Below are 16,892 nucleotides of genomic sequence, written 5' to 3' on the forward strand. Positions count from 1 at the left end.
AATCATGGTGAATTCTCCATAGTCTCTATCACACGGATTTTTTGAGAACTTACGAATACTGCAAGTAAAGGGCACTGATATGTCGCTGATCAAAGCGTTTCCAGGCTTGCGGCCTGCCGCCGGCTATGCCAAAGATGTGGTTGCCCCACCCTATGATGTCATGAGCACCGCAGAAGCGCGTGAAATGGTTGAGGGAAAACCCTGGAGCTTTCTGCATATATCACGTCCCGAGGTCGACCTGCCAGAGGGGACAGATCCCTATGCCCCGCAAGTCTACGCTAAGGCGGCGGAAAACCTCAACCGGATGATGGATGAGGGTCTTCTGGTTCAGGATAGTGAACCTTGTTACTACGTCTATCGACTGACCATGGGGAGCCATTCCCAGACCGGTCTGGTGGCCGCTGCCTCAGTGGAGGCGTATGACCGGGGGCGTATCAAAAAACATGAGTTTACCCGCCCGCTGAAAGAGGACGACCGGGTTCGCCAGATCGATGCCCTGAATGCACAGACCGGTCCGGTCTTTCTTGTCTATCCCAGTGAGCAGCCTGTGGATCAGTTGTTGGCGGAAGCTACAGTGCAGGCTGCGGATATGGATGTCACCGCAGAGGATGGGGTGCGGCATGAGGTTTGGGTGCTGTCGGATCAGCAGAGAGTGGCCAGACTGACAGAGCTGTTCGATGGGATGGCTGCAATCTATGTGGCGGATGGACACCATCGTTCAGCTGCCGCCTCGCGTGTGGCGGCCGACAGAAAAGCGGTCAACTCCGGTCATACGGGCGAAGAGAGTTATAATTACTTCCTCTCGGTGATTTTTCCACACAATCAGGTGGAGATTCTCGATTACAACCGGGTAGTGAAAGATCTGAACGGGCTGGGCTTTGAGCGCTTTCTGCGGCTTGTCCGCGATCATTTCCAGGTAACGGCCAGTGATCTACCGGTCAAGCCGATGCGAACGACCGAGTTCGGCATGTATCTATCGGGGCAATGGTATCTGTTGCGGCTGAACTCTGAAAGCATCACCGGTAATGATCCTGTCGCCAGCCTTGATATCAGCCTTCTCACCCAGGAACTGATAGAACCGATTCTTGGTATCAGCGACCCCAGGCGGGATAATCGTATCGATTTCATTGGCGGTATCAGAGGATTGCAGGGGCTGGCCGATCGGGTTGACAGCGGGGAGATGGCTGTCGCCTTCTCTATCTACCCCACCTCAATGGATGCACTGATGGCGGTTGCCGATGACGACGAGGTGATGCCGCCAAAATCAACCTGGTTTGAACCCAAGCTTGCTGATGGGCTGATTAGCCACCGGCTCTGAACCGCTCCGTTCCTGAAATGGTCAGTATTACAACCAATCTGCCTTCAAACGACTCGCTGGATGAGCAGGATGTCCGACTCTGGCTCGATGGGCTTGCTGCCGATCGAAGCGCCGATGAGATGGATATGTTGCGTCGGGCCTGTGATCTGGCAATGGATGTTCACCAGGAAGCGCTTGAAGCAACGGGGGAGACAACTCTCCGGCATGCGCTGGCGGTGGCTGAGATCCTGGATGCCATGGGATTGGACAGCGAGACTCTGGTAGCGGCTATTCTGCATGATGTGATACCGCGCGATGAGGTTGGTGCAAACCATCTGGAAGAGCTGTTCAGCCCCGATGTTGTACACATGGTCCAGGATATGGGGCGCATCGGCTATGCCTCCCGTGGGCATAGCGGCAGTTGCCATAAAGATGAGCTTGAACACGCTGAAAACTTGCGACGTATGCTGCTCAGTATCGCAGACGATATTCGGGTGGTGCTGATTGTTTTGGCCGAGCGTCTCCATGTGATGCGCATTCTGAAGAATCTTTCGGAGCAGGTGAGAATTGAGGAGGCACTGGGGACCCAGAAAATTTATGCGCCTCTGGCCAATCGCCTGGGTATCTGGCAGATAAAATGGGAGATGGAAGATCTCTGTCTGCGCTACCTGGAACCGAAAGAGTATAAAGAAATTGCCGGTAATCTGGATGGCCGCAGAGCTGAAAGAGAGGCATTTATCGCGGGAATCATCGACCGGCTTCAGGAGAAATTCAACGCGGTGGGTATTGATGCCGAGATCTCCGGCAGACCCAAGCATATCTACAGCATCTGGAAAAAGATGAAGCGCAAATCCGTTGGGATCGATCAGATATTTGATCTCCGGGCGGTGCGTATTCTGGTGGGTACCGTTGCCGAGTGTTATTCAGTGCTGGGCATCATTCATGGGCAGTGGCGGCATATACCCGGTGAATTTGACGATTACATCGCCACCCCGAAAACCAATATGTACAGCTCAATCCACACGGCCGTTATCGGGCCGGAGGATAAGACGCTGGAGATTCAGATAAGAACCCATGAAATGCATGACCATGCAGAACTGGGCGTGGCGGCACATTGGCAGTATAAGGAGGGTGCCGGGAAGAGTGATGTGGCATTTGATCGCCGCATCATCTTGATGCGAAACTGGCTGGAGCTTCAGGATGAGACGGAGACGGTTTCCGAAGACTTTGTTGATAACCTGAAGAGTGAATTTGAAGCTCAGCAGGTCTATGTTTTGACCCCACATGGCAAGGTAATTGAGCTGCCGAAAGGAGCAACCGCCGTCGATTTTGCCTATGCGATTCATTCGGGTGTCGGAGATCGCTGCAAAGGGAGCAAAATCAATGGCCGGATCGCACCGCTGACGCAACCGCTGGAGAGCGGACAGACGGTGTCGATTATCACATCGAAAGAGGGTGGCCCTAGTCGAGATTGGCTTAGCCCTCATTTGGGCTATATCGCGACCAGCAAAGCGCGGAACCGAGTCAGACACTGGTTTAAGCAGCAGGACTATGATACCCATCTCCATACCGGCAGAAGCAGCCTGGAGCGGGAAGTCCATCGGCTGGGTGTCAGTAAACCCAATCTTGAGCAGGTGGCAAAAAGATATAATTTCCAGAAGAGCGATGATCTGTTGGCCGCGATTGGGCGTGGTGAGGTCTCCCCGATTCAGGTGGCTGGAATGGGCGTGCCCGCTGAGCCGGGAAAAGAGACCGAGGCGGTTCACGAGCGGCCTAAACGCCGTAGCCATAGGGCAAATAAAGGGCGAAGTGAGGTTATTGTGGAAGGTGTTGATGATCTGCTGACTCATATGGCGCGTTGTTGTAAACCGGTTCCCTGTGATGATGTCGTTGGTTTTATTACCCGCGGCAGAGGTGTTACCGTCCATCGTCGGAATTGCGCCATGATCCGTAATCTGAAAGGGGAGGAGCAGGATCGATTGGCCCAGGTAACCTGGGCTGACCGGTCTGCTGGGACCACCTATCCGGTGGATATTCAGGTGATTGCCGGTGACCGTAAGGGGCTGTTGAGAGACCTCTCCTCCATTCTTACCAATGAAGAGGTGGACGTGATTGGGGTCAATACTCAATCCAGCCGTAAAATTGACCGGGCAACCATGCGCTTTACCGTGGAAATTACCGACATGCGCCAGTTGAGCCGGATTTTGGAAAAGATGGCTCAGCTGCCGGATGTCATTGATGTGAGGAGGCAGGCTTAGTGGTATATCCGTTGATTCTTGCAAATGATGAATTGCCTGCATCCTGCCTCACAAGGTAAAATGAGTGTCAGTTTTGTAAGTAGAAAACAGTTACGCGGCGCTTTTTGTTTCGGCTTACCGGGCTTGTTGGCAAAAAAATACAGAGTATTGTTATTTGCTATAGCAGATCAGTAGCTGGTTGAAGCGCGCTCCATGCGCGGTCATCAGGCGGTGCAACGTTTTCTTGTTGTTTGAAATATATGGAGTCTTAGATGGCTGTTGAACGTACTTTTTCCATTATCAAACCTGACGCAGTTGCAAAAAATGTCATTGGAAAGATTTATAGCCGATTTGAAAAGGCCGGGCTAAAAATTGTTGCCTCCAGAATGCTGTATCTCTCCCGTGAGCAGGCGGGTGAATTTTATGCAGTGCATAAGGGGCGCCCTTTTTATAATGACCTAGTCGATTTTATGACCTCTGGCCCGGTCATGGTGCAGGTGCTCGAAGGTGAAAATGCCATCGCCGCAAACCGTGAAGTGATGGGTGCTACCAATCCGCAGGAAGCGGCAGAGGGCACTATTCGCGCAGATTTTGCCGAGACCGTCGACGAAAATGCCGTGCATGGCTCTGATGCTCCTGAAACAGCGAAGGCCGAGATTGCATTCTTCTTCCCGGAAGGCATCTGCGAACGCACCCGCTGAGATTGATTTTGACTGCAGGACAGAAAACCAATCTGCTGGGCCTGGACCGGAAGGCGATTGAGGCCTTCTTCCAGACGCTCGGCTCCAAGGCATTTCAAGGTCGCAATGTGCTGAAATGGATACATAAGCATGGAGTTACCGATTTTGATGCCATGACCGATCTCTCCAAAAAGTTGCGTCAGCAACTCAAAGAGGTCGCAGAGGTCAGGGTGCCGGAGATTGTTTTCGATCAGCCGGCCAGCGATGGCACCCACAAATGGGTGCTGGAGCTGGACTGCAATAGTCGCATTGAAGCTGTACTGATTCCGGAAGGTGACAGAAGTACTCTCTGTGTCTCCTCCCAGGTTGGCTGTGTGCTTGACTGCAGCTTCTGCTCGACCGGCAAACAGGGCTTCAGCCGCAACTTGACCGCCGCTGAAATTATCGGGCAAGTCTGGGTGGCCACTCGTGAACAGGGTAAGCCGCTCACTAATGTCGTACTGATGGGCATGGGCGAGCCCCTGGCCAATTATGATGCAGTGATCGCGGCGATGGATATCATGCAGGATGATCTTGCCTGCATGCTATCCAAATACCGGGTTACGATCAGTACTTCCGGTATTGTGCCTGCCATAGAGAAGTTGCGGGAGATCAGTGATGTCAGTCTGGCGGTCTCGCTGCATGCGCCAAATAACGAACTGCGCGACCAGTTGGTGCCAATAAACCAGAAATACCCTCTGGAAGTGTTGATTCCCGCCTGCCGGGAGTATGTTCGAGGTGATAAACGGCGTAAGATTACTTGGGAGTATGTGATGCTGGATGGTATCAACGATACTGATAAGCACGCAAAGCAGTTAATCAGGCTGCTTGAAGGCACTCCATCAAAGATAAATCTGATCCCATTTAATACTTTTCCGGGCACAAAATACCGCTGTTCCACCCCTGGGCGTATCGACGCGTTTCGGCAGCGGTTGATGAGGTCCGGTATTATCACCATGACCCGCAAGACCCGCGGTGATGATATTGATGCAGCTTGCGGTCAACTGGTTGGGCTGGTGCGTGATCGTAGTCGCCGAGGGTTGAAACTATAGTCAAGCAGCAAGGAGTTTCGCTTTGAATGTCCGTCTGATACCTGTGTTATTGATTGCAGCTTATCTACTGACTAGTTTGGCCGGATGCCAGCAACAGGGAATGACCCGATCTTCCTCTCTGGATATGGATGATAATACCGGGCAGTTTGGTGCGAGTAACCGCAACAAAGGGACTGGCTATATTTATGTAAAGCTGGCGGCGGCCTATATGCATGAAGGACTGTTGATGCAGGCGATGCAGAATGCTAGGCGGGCTTTGACGGTGGAACCCTCCAATGCAGATGGGCACAATGTCATCGCCTTGTTGTACGACAGACTCAATAAGCATGATCTGGCCGAGAGCCATTTTAAGCGGGCAATTGGTTATCAACCCCAGAATTCATACATGCTCAACGCTTATGGTGTTCACCTCTGCAAGCAAAACCGTTTTGATGAAGCGGACACGTTGTTCCTCAAAGCACTGGGGAACCCGCTTTACAAGACGCCGGAAGTGGCGCTTGCAAATGCAGGTGTCTGTGCCGGCAGAAAACCGGATATGGAGCAGTCCGAGCGCTATTTGCGCGAGGCGCTGAAACATAATCCTAGGCTGCCAGTGGCTCTTATGCATATGGCAAAAATAAATTATGACAAGGAGCAGTTCTTTTCTACCAGGACCTATCTGAAACGCTACCGGGAGGTGGCTCTAAACACGGCGTCTTCTTTGTGGCTGGGTATTCTCACTGAGAGAGAGCTGGGTAACCAGGATTCTGTGGCGAGTTATTCTCTGCTACTGCGCAATGCTTTCCCAGACTCTCAAGAGGCCAATCTTTTGAAGGAGTCTACAAAGCGATGAATGCTGCCACCATAGATGAAAGTGGGCCGCTAACTGTTCAGGGACCAGGCGCTCGCCTCAAAACCATCAGAGAAGCACAGGAACTGCAGCTGCAGCGGGTTGCTGTGCTTCTGCATCTGAGCGAGCAAAAGCTGATAGCCCTGGAAGCGGATGACTATACCGAACTCTCCGGTTCGGTATTTGTGCAGGGATATATTCGAAACTATGCCCGTCTGCTAGGCGTTCCGTTTACGCCACTGCTTGATGCATACCAGGCATTCAATGCCGGCAAGGAGAGGCCGGCAAATTTGCATGTGGCCCAGGTAAGGCACGAAGTGCGCAGCAGTCATCTCCTCATGCGTTTGATGACATGGCTTATCGTGATTGGTTTGATCGCACTGGTGGTTGTCTGGTGGCGGGGTTATCTCCAATGGCCGTTACAGACAGGTGATGCAACTAAGCCACCGGTTGAAAACGCCCAACTGAATACCGGCGATGATACCTCCGTATCATTGGAAACGGCTGAGACGGATGGCCTGCCGCCTTTGCCGGGTCTCGGAACTGAAGAGCAGCCCGTTGAGGCATCGATTGAAATTGGGACCGGTGAAACAGACGTAGTTCCGGAGCAGCTAACAGAAGATACTGCCCCGGTGATTGAGCCGGTTGAGATGGAGATTTCCAGTCCGGCAGTAACTCCGGGTATGGCTGCGTTTTCTACCTCTGATGCGGTTGCGGGCGAACACGCCATTGTGGTGGAGTTTACTGCCTCTTGCTGGGTGGATATCAAAGATGCCACGGGCAGTTTCCGGCTGTTTGGCAAAAAGGAGGCTGGGGAGCGTTATCTGCTGGAAGGCCGTCCACCCTATAAGGTCGTTCTGGGGAATGCACACGCTGTGAAGATTTTGGTGGATAATGAAGCATTCGATCTGGATGCGCATATTCGGGGCAATGTAGCCCGTTTCTCTCTGAATCCTGAGTAGTACATAAGTTGGCTTCTGTCGTGGGTTTTTCATTCCGCGTCCAGGATTAGATCGCCTTAAATGGATACTATTGCAACCGGCAGGCAAAGCGCTTGCAGATTAATGACTAGAGATGTAGCAAGTTTCAATGGGTAAAAATGTTAAAGCTATTCGTGGTATGCACGACCTTCTGCCTGATCAGTCGCCGATGTGGCATTTTCTGGAAGACCGCGTGCGCCAAGTCGTCGACGGCTATGGCTATCGGGATATGCGCACACCTATCCTGGAGATGACCGAGTTATTCAGTCGTTCCATTGGTGAAGTGACCGACATCGTGGAAAAAGAGATGTACACTTTCGCCGACCGCAACGGCGACAGTTTGACCCTGCGTCCTGAGAATACCGCCAGCTGTGTAAGGGCCGGTATTGAAAATGGCCTGTTTCATAACCAGATTCAACGGATCTGGTATCGGGGTCCGATGTTCCGGCATGAGCGTCCGCAAAAAGGACGCTATCGCCAGTTTTACCAGATTGGCGTTGAGGCTTATGGTCTGCCGGGGCCGGATATTGACCTGGAAGTGATACTGATATCCCGGCGTTTCTGGCAGGTATTGGGGCTGGAAGGGCTTGAGTTGCAGATAAATTCTCTGGGTACATCGGAAGAGCGCACCGCTTATCGTGAGCTGCTGGTGACCTATCTGTCTGATTATAAAGATCAGCTGGATGAGGATAGTTTACGGCGCCTGGACTCCAATCCACTGCGCATTCTGGATTCAAAGAATCCTGATTTGAAACAGCTGATAGCCGACGCACCGGTTCTGATGGAGCACTTGGGTGAGGAGTCACTGTCTCATTTCGAAACACTCTGTGCCGGGCTCGATGCCTGTGGTGTTGATTATGTTGTCAATCCCCGTTTGGTGAGAGGTCTGGATTACTATGGACGCACCGTCTTTGAATGGGTGACGGACCGATTAGGCGCTCAAGGGACTGTCTGTGCGGGTGGGCGTTATGATGGTCTGGTAGAACAGCTTGGCGGCAGGCCAACACCCGCTGTCGGCTTTGCCATGGGAGTAGAGCGGTTGATTGCTCTACTGGAAGAGAGTGAAAACAAACCGTCGCTCAAGCAACTCGATGCCTATTTGGTATTGATGGGTGAGGCGGCACAAAAACAGGGGCTGATCCTGGCCGAAAAGCTCAGAGGTCAGTGTCCGGATCTGCGCCTGCTGGTCAATTGCGGCGCAGGCAGTTTCAAGAGCCAGTTTAAAAAAGCGGACCGGAGTGGCGCCCGTTATGCGCTGATTTTGGGTGACGATGAGCTGAAGCAGGATATAATCGGCGTCAAACCACTCAGAGGTGAGGGCGAGCAGCGGCAGATTGCCTTGAGTGATCTTGCCGGTTTTTTTAGTCAGCGCCATTTACCCTAATGTGGATTATCTAAGAGGATAGAACGGTGGATGTAAATCTTTCCGAAGAGGAACAGGTAGAAGAACTTAAAAAGTGGTGGAAGGAGAATGGCAAGTCAGTGATCGCTGGCATCGTGCTGGGATTAGGCGGTGTTTTCGGCTGGCAATACTGGACTCAGCATGAGAAGGGTATTGCCGAACAGGCTTCGTTTCAGTTCGAGCAACTGAGAAACTCTGTTTCCGCCAATGCCAGTGAGGTAGCCATCAAGCAGGCGGAAGGCCTGATCAGTGAGCACAAAGAGAGTACTTATGCCACTTTTGCCGCGCTGAATCTGGCCAAGGTGAAGCTGCAACTGGGTGAAAATAAGGCCGCCCGCGAACAGCTTCAGTGGGCGATCGATAACACGGATGATGACTCACTGAAACAGATTGCACGCCTGCGTCTGGGCCGTCTGATGTTGAGTGATGGTGATGTGGACAGTGCTGCCACCATTATCGCTCAAGCAACGGTTGACAGCTTTCAGGGTGATTTTTCAGAGTTGCGGGGTGATATAGCCTTGTCTAAAGGCGACAAGGCGGCGGCCCGTCAGGCTTATCAGGAGGCGCTGGCGCAGAAAGCCAGTAATCCTGTCATGGTCCAGATGAAATTTGATGACCTGGCGGCAAACGCCAATCCTTGAGGTAGTTGGATATGAAGCGATATCTCATTTCGATTCTGGTTCTGTTATTAACCGGATGCTCGTCGATGAATCCGCTCAATTGGCTTGGCGATGAAGATAATGCAGAGCCGCCGGCAGAACTGATCGAGTTGCAGGGGGAAATTCCGGTAACAACGCTCTGGAGTACCTCCGTGGGCGAGGGCGCCGACGAGCAACGCGTCAAGCTGGCCCCAGCGGTTTTCGAAGGACGCGTCTATGTAGCCAATCGCCAGGGTGCTGTGAAGGCGCTGGATGCGGCAACCGGCCGGGTGGTCTGGGGTATTGAAACAGAGCTGGAGATCTCTGGTGGCCCCGGCGTCGGTGACGGTCTGGTGCTGGTTGGAACCAGTAACGCAGAGTTGCTGGCGTTTGATGCTGAAACCGGCAGTGAAAAGTGGCGAACCCGGGTCAGCAGTGAGGTGCTTTCACTTCCGACTGCGGCTCAGGGTACTGTGGTGGTACATACTATCGATGGAAAAATATTCGGTCTGGATGCGGGTGATGGCAGTCAGACGTGGATTTATGACCGCTCCATTCCTGTCTTGACCCTGCACGGCAGCAGCTCTCCTATTATCAGCGGCAACACAGTGATTTGCGGTTTTTCCAGTGGCAAGCTGGCGGCACTCGATCTGACAACCGGTGAATTATTATGGGAAGTGAGCATCACCGCACCCAGCGGCCGATCCGAACTTGAGCGGATGGTGGATATCGACGGAGATCCACTGATTCGGGAAGGCGTGATCTATGTGTCGACCTACCAGGGCGATATAGCCGCAGTCTCTGAAGACACAGGTGTTGTACTCTGGCGTCGTAAACTCTCATCTTATACCGGTCTGGGGGCAGACTGGCGTCAGCTCTATATTACCGATGCAGATGATTATGTTTGGGCTATTGATCCCGGAAATGGATCTGCGCTCTGGAAAAACAAGAAAATGCACGCCCGCATGCTCTCTGCGCCGGCCGTGCTCGGTGAATATATCCTGGTAGGTGACTTCGAGGGTTATCTGCATTGGCTGGCTCAGGAAGATGGCCGGTTGCTTGGTCGTATCCGTGTTGGTGATGCACCGATTACAACCACCCCGCTCGTTGTCGACGGGATTGCCTATATTTATGGTGACGGTGGTGAAATGGCCGCAATAACTGTTGCTGCCATCAACTGAGTTACCGGAGTTTGAATATGTTGCCTGTCATTGCACTTGTTGGACGACCGAACGTCGGCAAGTCAACACTGTTTAACCGACTGACCCGCAGTCGTGATGCACTGGTTGCCGACCAGCCGGGACTGACCCGGGACCGGCAATACGGTGTCGGTAAAATGGGCAACAAGCCCTACGTTGTTGTTGATACCGGTGGTCTGAGTGGTAAAGAAGATGGGGTCGAAGTGTTGATGGACCAGCAGGTTCAGGCTGCCATCGATGAGGCGGATCATATCTTCTTTCTGCTGGATGGAAAGGGTGGCTGTACCAGTGGCGATGAGAATATTGCCAAGCAGTTACGCAAAACCGGTAAACCCGTCACTGCTGTGGTTAATAAGAGTGAAAACCTGGATGAAATATCTGCCAGGGCTGATTTTTATACCCTCGGTCTGGGTGAACCCGCCCCCATTGCAGCGGCTCACGGCAAAGGGGTCAGGCAACTGATCAATACACTGCTTGAACAGTTCCCGGAGCCGGAACTCAGTGAGGAAGATGAACAGAACAGAGGGATTCAGATTGCGGTAGTGGGTCGCCCAAATGTGGGTAAATCCACGCTGGTCAACTGCCTGCTGGGTGAAGAGCGGGTTGTTGCCTTTGATCAGCCGGGTACTACCCGTGACAGTGTCTTCATCCCCTATATCCATGATGATAAGCCGTACACACTGATCGATACTGCGGGAGTGCGCCGTCGGGCGCGAGTCAGTGAGACCATCGAAAAATTCAGCATCATCAAAACACTGCAGGCGATTGAGCAGGCGAATATTGTCTTGCTGGTGCTCGATGCCCATCAGGAGGTGAGCGAGCAGGATGCCACGCTTGCCGGACATATCCTGGAGAGTGGCCGTGCTCTGGTGGTGGTGATCAATAAATGGGATGGCCTCGATGCTGATCAGCGGGAGAGAATCAAAGAGGAGCTGGGGCGTAAATTACTGTTTCTCGATTTTGCCGCCAAGCGCTTTATCTCGGCACTGCACGGCTCTGGCGTTGGCAAGCTGTATGAAGCGGTGGATGCCGCCTATGAAAACGCCATGCGTAATCTGGCAACGCCGGATCTGACCCGGATACTTGAGGGTGCGGTACAGGAACATCAGCCGCCTACAGCGCATGGCCGAAGAATCAAGTTGCGTTATGCACACCAGGGCGGGCGGAATCCTCCGATTATCGTTATTCACGGCAACCAGACAGATAAAGTACCCGCAACCTACAAACGTTATCTGACCAATCGATTCCGTGCCATCCTGAAACTGGATGGTACCCCTATTCGGGTTGAATTCCGCTCTGGAAAGAACCCCTTCGAAGGGCGCAAAAACAAGCTTACCGGAAGACAGGTCCGCAAGCGTCAGCGGCTTAAGAAGCATGTTAAAGGGAAAAAATAACGGCAGTTACGGTAACTAATCACCCCTAATTTATGTATAACCACATGATAAATATTAACTAATAATCTATTTATGATTAAATGGCTTGCAAGAAAAGTCTCCCCTCATCAAAACCTTGCAAGCATGAAACTACAAAAACCGGATAACAGTGCTGATCTATTCCATCCATAACTTTCTCAGATCTTAAACCTCTCGCACCCACTGGTGCGGTTATCCGAGAAGATGAACGGGGAAAAATTTGAGGCTGGCATTGATGTTATTTACAACGAAGGTGCTGGCCAGCCCCGTTACCCACTCGTTTACTGGTGGGCCATTACTTCAAGTACACTCTTTTAATGAGAGCGATGAAAGCGTTGTGAAACGCTGGGTTAAAAACCCATATTGGTCGTACTTTGTGAGGATTTCAATACCTGCAACACAAACTCCCCCTTACACTCCTCCAGCCTGGTTCACTGGCGCAACCGGGTCGGTAATAAATTTGACGCGCTGTTGAAACAAACCATCGAGCTAGCGCTGAATACTAAAGCAATGAGCTTGCGTGAATTAGAGGACGTCAATGTGGATACCACCGTTCAAGAGAAGGCCATCACCTTTCCAACATCTACCATAAAATGCGTGACCTATTGGTGTCTGCGGCTCAAAAGAGAGGCATCAAATGACGCCAGAGCTATGTCGAGGTGGGAAAGCCTTGATCATGCAAGGACGATATTCTCATGCTCAGCAGATGAAGCGTTCGGCGAGGCAGACTGGAAAACTCAAAACGCACTTGGGCCGAGTGATGAGAGACATTGGGCGTAAGACACTGTGTAGAGATGGTGAACTCACGATTACTTGCACGCGCTAACCATTTACTGGCACCACAACGACAAGATAAAAACAAGCTTTACAGCGTGCATGCAGCAGAAGAGGAATGCATTGCCAAAGGTAAAAAACATACAAGTGTTACGTGTTTGGTAATAAGCCCTCATTTGTGACCGGATCCAAAGTCAGCTGGTTAGTTGACACATGGCGTTTGACGGGTAACCCTTATGATGGGCATACACCCTTGGCGGCCGCTTGAACAAGCGAAGAGCTTGAGCAGCCGAAAGCTCAAGAATGCATATTGTGATCAAGGTTACTCTGGACACCGCGTAGGCGATGAAATTAACGTTAAGCTCTGTGGCAGGCTCCTTAAGAGGGCGACTCGGTCAACCCGAAAATGGATGAAGCGTCGAACCGCTATCGAGCCAGTTATTGGGCACCTTAAATCAGACAATAGGCTAAACCGAAACTATCTTAAAGCTGAATATAGTAATGAGGCTAATGAGAGCCTCTAAGAACCTTCCAAAATCAGCGGTATATAGCAACCAGCTCAACCAGCCATTGATAACAGCCATGCAGCCGACTTGAACTCCTTGAGCAACTGGGAGACCCTCTGCCAAAGCGAGTTATAGTCAAATCTGGTGTTTAGCCAGTTGAATCAAGCGGCGACCTGATCGACTCCTGCTACCTCAACACCCTCTTTAAATTTGATTCCGGTTATCACCTTCGCCAGATAATCGAAACCCCGTAATCGTCTCCACTTCTTCTCGGCACACCGGCCGAGTTTGAACATCATGTGTAGCATGCCGTCACGCGATAGGCAGCCCTTGGAACGCCTGGTTCGATGGCGGATTGTCCCGAAGGTGGATTCAATCGGATTGCTGGTCCGAATGCTCTGCCAATGCTGCGCAGGAAATTGATAGAAAGCCATCAGTTCCTCTCGGTCTTTGTGCAGACAGATGGCAGCCTTCGGATACTTTGGCTCATACGTTTTGATAAACAGATCAAAGGCCTTTTCCGCATCGGCCTGGGTCTCCGACTGCCAGATGTTATGCAGTGCCTGCTTCGCTTTCGGCTGAGCTGACCTTGGCAGGCAGTTCAGCACGTTCATGGTCTTGTGCATCCAGCAGCGCTGTTGGCGCGTCTCCGGATACACTTCCTCCAGCGCAGCCCGGAACCCTATGGCACCGTCACCGATCGCCAATTTTGGCGGGGTCAGTCCGCGTGACTTCAGTTTCAACAGTACCTCCCGCCAGCTCTGTGTGGACTCCCGTACACCATCCTCAATTGCCAGAAAATGCTTCTCACCACGCTCATTCACGCCGATCACCACCAGGGCACACAGCTTCGTCTGCTCTGCTCTTTGTCCGCTGTAGACACCGTCTGCCCACACATACACCCAATGGCCCTTATCCAGGCGCTCCTCGCACCCGTTCCGATATTCTTCTGCCCAGACCTGCTTTAGACGCGATACCCTGCCGGCCGACAAGCCTGTTGCATCCGGAACCACCAGCCCTTTCAGGGCTTCACCCATCTCTCCACTGGAAATCCTCTTCAGGTAGAGCCACGGCAGTGCTGCTTCCAGTGACTTCGTCTTGCGTACATACGGCGGCACCAGAGCTGATCGGAACGTCACCGGCTCGCCGGTCTTCGCTCGTATTTTGGGGATCTTGACCGTGACCGGCCCCAATCCTGTCTGCAGTTTACGAGCTGGCAGGTGACCATTACGCACCACACCCGTCTTGCCATCCTCTGTCCGTCGCTCGACGTGCTCCGCCAACAGCTCCAGCAGCTCGGCCTCCACCCGCCTGGTAGATCAACTGCTCTGCACCACTTTTCAGCAACTCTGTCAGCGGATCGATAATCGTATCTCGACCTGCCAGCTTAACAACGTTATTCTTACTCATGGTGGCGTATCTCCAATGGTTGTTTTGATGTCTCGCAACAACAAATCAACCAGATATCCCGCTCTTTTTCAATTCCTTTCAAACAACACTTTCAGTTATAACTCCCGGATTGATGCAGCAGGCTTCAGTGCTCGCAAGGGATAGATTGTAGATGCCGTCATCGTTCCAGTACCCAGGCGACACAATACGCGAGAGGAAAATAGGCAAACCAAATATGGGGACAGCCCTGAGGCATGGGGCGATAACAAACGCTGCCAGAAGGATGTTGAAGCCCGCTGGACTAAGAAGCATGGTAAAACCCACTATGGGTACAAAAGCCACATCAGCATAGACCGGAAGCACAAGGTCATTCGCAAGTACGCCATCACATCAGCAGAAGTTTACGACAGCAAGGTCTTCGAGGAACGGCTGGATGAGAACAACAGTAAGATAAGTGTCTGGGCCGATTCTGCTTACCGCAGTGTAGAACGGGAAGCCGCTTTACCGGGGTACGCATTACCGCAGTCATATTCATCGCAAGCGCGGCACGCAAACGCCCTTTGAATGAACGGGGGCAAGAGGCAAACTGAAAACGATCAAGAGTTCTGGCTCGAGTTGAGCACGTGTTTGCCCAGCAGGCCAATCGACTGGTGCGTAGCATCTGGCAAGCTAGGCCAGCGGGAAGATTGGTATGATAAATTTTGTTTGCAACATGCATCGATTCGTGTAGCTGGCTGGATAAAGCAAGCCATGTATATGGATTGTTGCCAGAAAAATGAGCGTGAAGATACCGGACTCTCCAGGTTTGCTAGAGACTATTGGCTTTTGTCGGTTTTTTAGAGGTTCCCTTTACCATGGTTGGACGGACCGATTATTATATTGCGTCATATAATATCAATCTTAACTAGTCGACCCTGAAATATTCATAACGCAATGATTTATATAAAATAAGCGTCTAAATTTGATAAAATAAACGTCCGTGAAAGGGGTAAAAGCAGAGAAAAACTGGACGAAACAGAGGTGGATAATTGAGCAAACCCAAGACAGACAATCCCAACCAGCAAAGTTTCCTGCACCAGAACTTACTGGATCAGCTGAACCCCAAGCATCCACTTTTGCTACTGGCCAGACAGATAGACTGGTCATATTTTGATGCTGAATTTGCCCCGCTTTATTCTCATCTTGGAAAGCCCTCAAAACCCATCCGCCTAATGGTGGGCCTCTCGATACTCAAGCATCTGGAAGACCTCAGTGACGAGGTTCTGATTCAACGCTGGATACAAAATCCCTACTACCAGAGTTTTACGGGTGAGATCGAATTCCAATGGCAACTTCCTTGTGACCCCTCCGACCTGACTTACTTCAGAAAGCGTATTGGCAACGAAGGTTTTGAAAAGGTCCTGGCTGCCTCTATCGCCTTACATCAAGAAAAGGCGATCGAAGATGAAATGTGTATCGACACTACCGTACAAGAGAAAAACATTACCTTTCCAACTGATGCAAAGCAGTACCGAAAGATACACGGGCAGTTACTCAAGATGGCCCGAGCAGAAGGTATCGTGCTCAGTCGAAGCCATGAGAAGGAAGTAAAAATTCTCAAGCTCCCCACCCGATTTGCCACACATCCGAGGAATCGTAAAAAGGCACGTAAGGCCGTCAAGCGATTAAAGACCATCAGCGGCCGATTACTGCGTGAAATACAGCGTAAGATGACCGCAGAACAACAGAAATTCTATGCAGAAAAGTTCGCCCTGTACCAGCGCATGCTGAATCAGAAGCGTGCTGATAAAAATAAGTTGTACAGCCTACATGAACCTCATATTTACTGTATGAGCAAAGGCAAGGCCCAGCAGCGTTATGAGTTTGGCACCAAGGCATCAATCACCACCACAAGGGACGCGGGCATTGTGATTGGTGCCCTGGCTTTTGAGAAGAATGTATTTGATGGTCACACTGTACCTGAGGTCTTGGCACAGGTGAAACGTCTCATCAATCGAGTACCCAAAGTGGGTATTGCTGATCGAGGTTATCGGGGCAAATCAAAGGTTAATGACACCCAGATAGTAACGCCAAAGCCTGCTAGGAAGAATACCTCAGAAGAAGCCATGGCATTAGCCAGAAAACGTTTCAGAAGACCAGCTGGCATTGAGCCTATGGTCACTTAAAGAGTGACCATAGGCTAAAAAGGAACTTTCTTAAAGGCTTTGCCGGGGATCAGATTAACTTGCTTATGGCGGCGGCTGCCTTCAACTTCAGAAAATGGATGAGGGAGGTTCTTTTTGTGCTGAAAAATATCATGTCCATACTGTTGTTCCTGTTTGCAAAACAGAAACAACAGTATTATTAAGTGCCTGGAATGAATATTTCAGGGTCGACTAATTATTTCGCCAAGGTAATGAAAGGTGTGCCATTGAAAATATGGTGTCGATATAGGTAAATCAGACCAGATCGCCGCTTG

The 16,892-nt window shown here is 51.4% G+C and carries 12 protein-coding genes and 2 pseudogenes; 13 read left to right on the forward strand and 1 reads right to left on the reverse strand.

Annotated elements, in window-relative coordinates; all coding sequences use genetic code 11:
* The first annotated feature begins 79 nt into the window (after window positions 1-79).
* The 11 genes from MN084_RS04400 (at window position 80) to MN084_RS04450 (ending at window position 12,545) form a co-directional block, all read left to right on the forward strand.
* Window positions 80-1,318 carry a DUF1015 domain-containing protein gene (locus MN084_RS04400; protein ID WP_241087052.1) on the forward strand — a complete coding sequence of 413 codons (1,239 nt, stop codon included), beginning with the start codon at window positions 80-82 and terminating at the stop codon, window positions 1,316-1,318.
* 17 nt (window positions 1,319-1,335) lie between these two features.
* A complete protein-coding gene (locus MN084_RS04405; protein WP_241087051.1) occupies window positions 1,336-3,555 on the forward strand; it encodes a RelA/SpoT family protein in 2,220 nt (739 codons plus the stop codon).
* A 251-nt stretch (window positions 3,556-3,806) separates the two neighbouring features.
* Entirely contained in the window at window positions 3,807-4,235 is a 429-nt protein-coding gene (ndk, locus tag MN084_RS04410) for a nucleoside-diphosphate kinase (protein ID WP_241087050.1), read from the forward strand.
* Window positions 4,236-4,240: 5 nt separating this feature from the next.
* On the forward strand, window positions 4,241-5,305 hold the full coding sequence (gene rlmN / locus MN084_RS04415; protein ID WP_445083941.1) for a 23S rRNA (adenine(2503)-C(2))-methyltransferase RlmN: 1,065 nt from the start codon (window positions 4,241-4,243) through the stop codon (window positions 5,303-5,305).
* A 22-nt stretch (window positions 5,306-5,327) separates the two neighbouring features.
* Window positions 5,328-6,137: a type IV pilus biogenesis/stability protein PilW gene (pilW, locus tag MN084_RS04420; protein ID WP_330178377.1), complete on the forward strand. Its 810-nt coding sequence runs from the start codon at window positions 5,328-5,330 to the stop codon at window positions 6,135-6,137.
* Window positions 6,134-7,096: a RodZ domain-containing protein gene (locus MN084_RS04425; protein WP_241087048.1), complete on the forward strand. Its 963-nt coding sequence runs from the start codon at window positions 6,134-6,136 to the stop codon at window positions 7,094-7,096. Before pilW ends, MN084_RS04425 begins: the two co-directional genes overlap by 4 nt.
* A 127-nt stretch (window positions 7,097-7,223) precedes the next feature.
* The gene (gene hisS, locus MN084_RS04430) at window positions 7,224-8,498 is read left to right on the forward strand and encodes a histidine--tRNA ligase (protein WP_241087047.1); all 1,275 of its coding nucleotides are present in this window, start codon (window positions 7,224-7,226) and stop codon (window positions 8,496-8,498) included.
* A gap of 26 nt (window positions 8,499-8,524) precedes the next feature.
* Window positions 8,525-9,157 carry a YfgM family protein gene (locus tag MN084_RS04435; protein WP_241087046.1) on the forward strand — a complete coding sequence of 211 codons (633 nt, stop codon included), beginning with the start codon at window positions 8,525-8,527 and terminating at the stop codon, window positions 9,155-9,157.
* A gap of 65 nt (window positions 9,158-9,222) precedes the next feature.
* A complete protein-coding gene (bamB, locus tag MN084_RS04440; protein WP_241087045.1) occupies window positions 9,223-10,335 on the forward strand; it encodes an outer membrane protein assembly factor BamB in 1,113 nt (370 codons plus the stop codon).
* A 17-nt stretch (window positions 10,336-10,352) separates the two neighbouring features.
* Complete coding sequence (der, locus tag MN084_RS04445) at window positions 10,353-11,747, forward strand: ribosome biogenesis GTPase Der (protein ID WP_241087044.1); 1,395 nt, start codon at window positions 10,353-10,355, stop codon at window positions 11,745-11,747.
* Window positions 11,748-12,236: 489 nt separating this feature from the next.
* Window positions 12,237-12,545, forward strand: a complete 309-nt coding sequence (locus MN084_RS04450; RefSeq protein ID WP_330178378.1) for a hypothetical protein — start codon at window positions 12,237-12,239, stop codon at window positions 12,543-12,545.
* A gap of 661 nt (window positions 12,546-13,206) precedes the next feature.
* Here the strand turns inward: MN084_RS04450 and MN084_RS04455 are convergent.
* Window positions 13,207-14,455: pseudogene (locus tag MN084_RS04455) on the reverse strand (IS256 family transposase).
* Window positions 14,456-14,599: 144 nt separating this feature from the next.
* On the opposite strand from MN084_RS04455, the gene MN084_RS19235 reads away from it, so the two are divergent.
* Both MN084_RS19235 and MN084_RS04460 read left to right on the forward strand, forming a co-directional pair.
* Complete coding sequence (locus tag MN084_RS19235) at window positions 14,600-14,998, forward strand: transposase (RefSeq protein WP_445083942.1); 399 nt, start codon at window positions 14,600-14,602, stop codon at window positions 14,996-14,998.
* A 464-nt stretch (window positions 14,999-15,462) separates the two neighbouring features.
* Window positions 15,463-16,781, forward strand: a pseudogene (locus tag MN084_RS04460) (IS5 family transposase).
* The last annotated feature ends 111 nt before the right edge of the window (window positions 16,782-16,892 follow it).

This window comes from Candidatus Vondammii sp. HM_W22 (assembly GCF_022530855.2).
GTDB lineage: Bacteria > Pseudomonadota > Gammaproteobacteria > Chromatiales > Chromatiaceae > Vondammii.

Bases quoted from the DNA above. Each gene is read 5' to 3' on its own strand.
- MN084_RS04400 (WP_241087052.1), top strand. From the start codon at position 80: ATGTCGCTGATCAAAGCGTTTCCAGGCTTGCGGCCTGCCGCCGGCTAT.
- MN084_RS04405 (WP_241087051.1), top strand. From the start codon at position 1,336: ATGGTCAGTATTACAACCAATCTGCCTTCAAACGACTCGCTGGATGAG.
- ndk (WP_241087050.1), top strand. From the start codon at position 3,807: ATGGCTGTTGAACGTACTTTTTCCATTATCAAACCTGACGCAGTTGCA.
- MN084_RS04425 (WP_241087048.1), top strand. From the start codon at position 6,134: ATGAATGCTGCCACCATAGATGAAAGTGGGCCGCTAACTGTTCAGGGA.
- hisS (WP_241087047.1), top strand. From the start codon at position 7,224: ATGGGTAAAAATGTTAAAGCTATTCGTGGTATGCACGACCTTCTGCCT.
- bamB (WP_241087045.1), top strand. From the start codon at position 9,223: ATGAATCCGCTCAATTGGCTTGGCGATGAAGATAATGCAGAGCCGCCG.
- der (WP_241087044.1), top strand. From the start codon at position 10,353: ATGTTGCCTGTCATTGCACTTGTTGGACGACCGAACGTCGGCAAGTCA.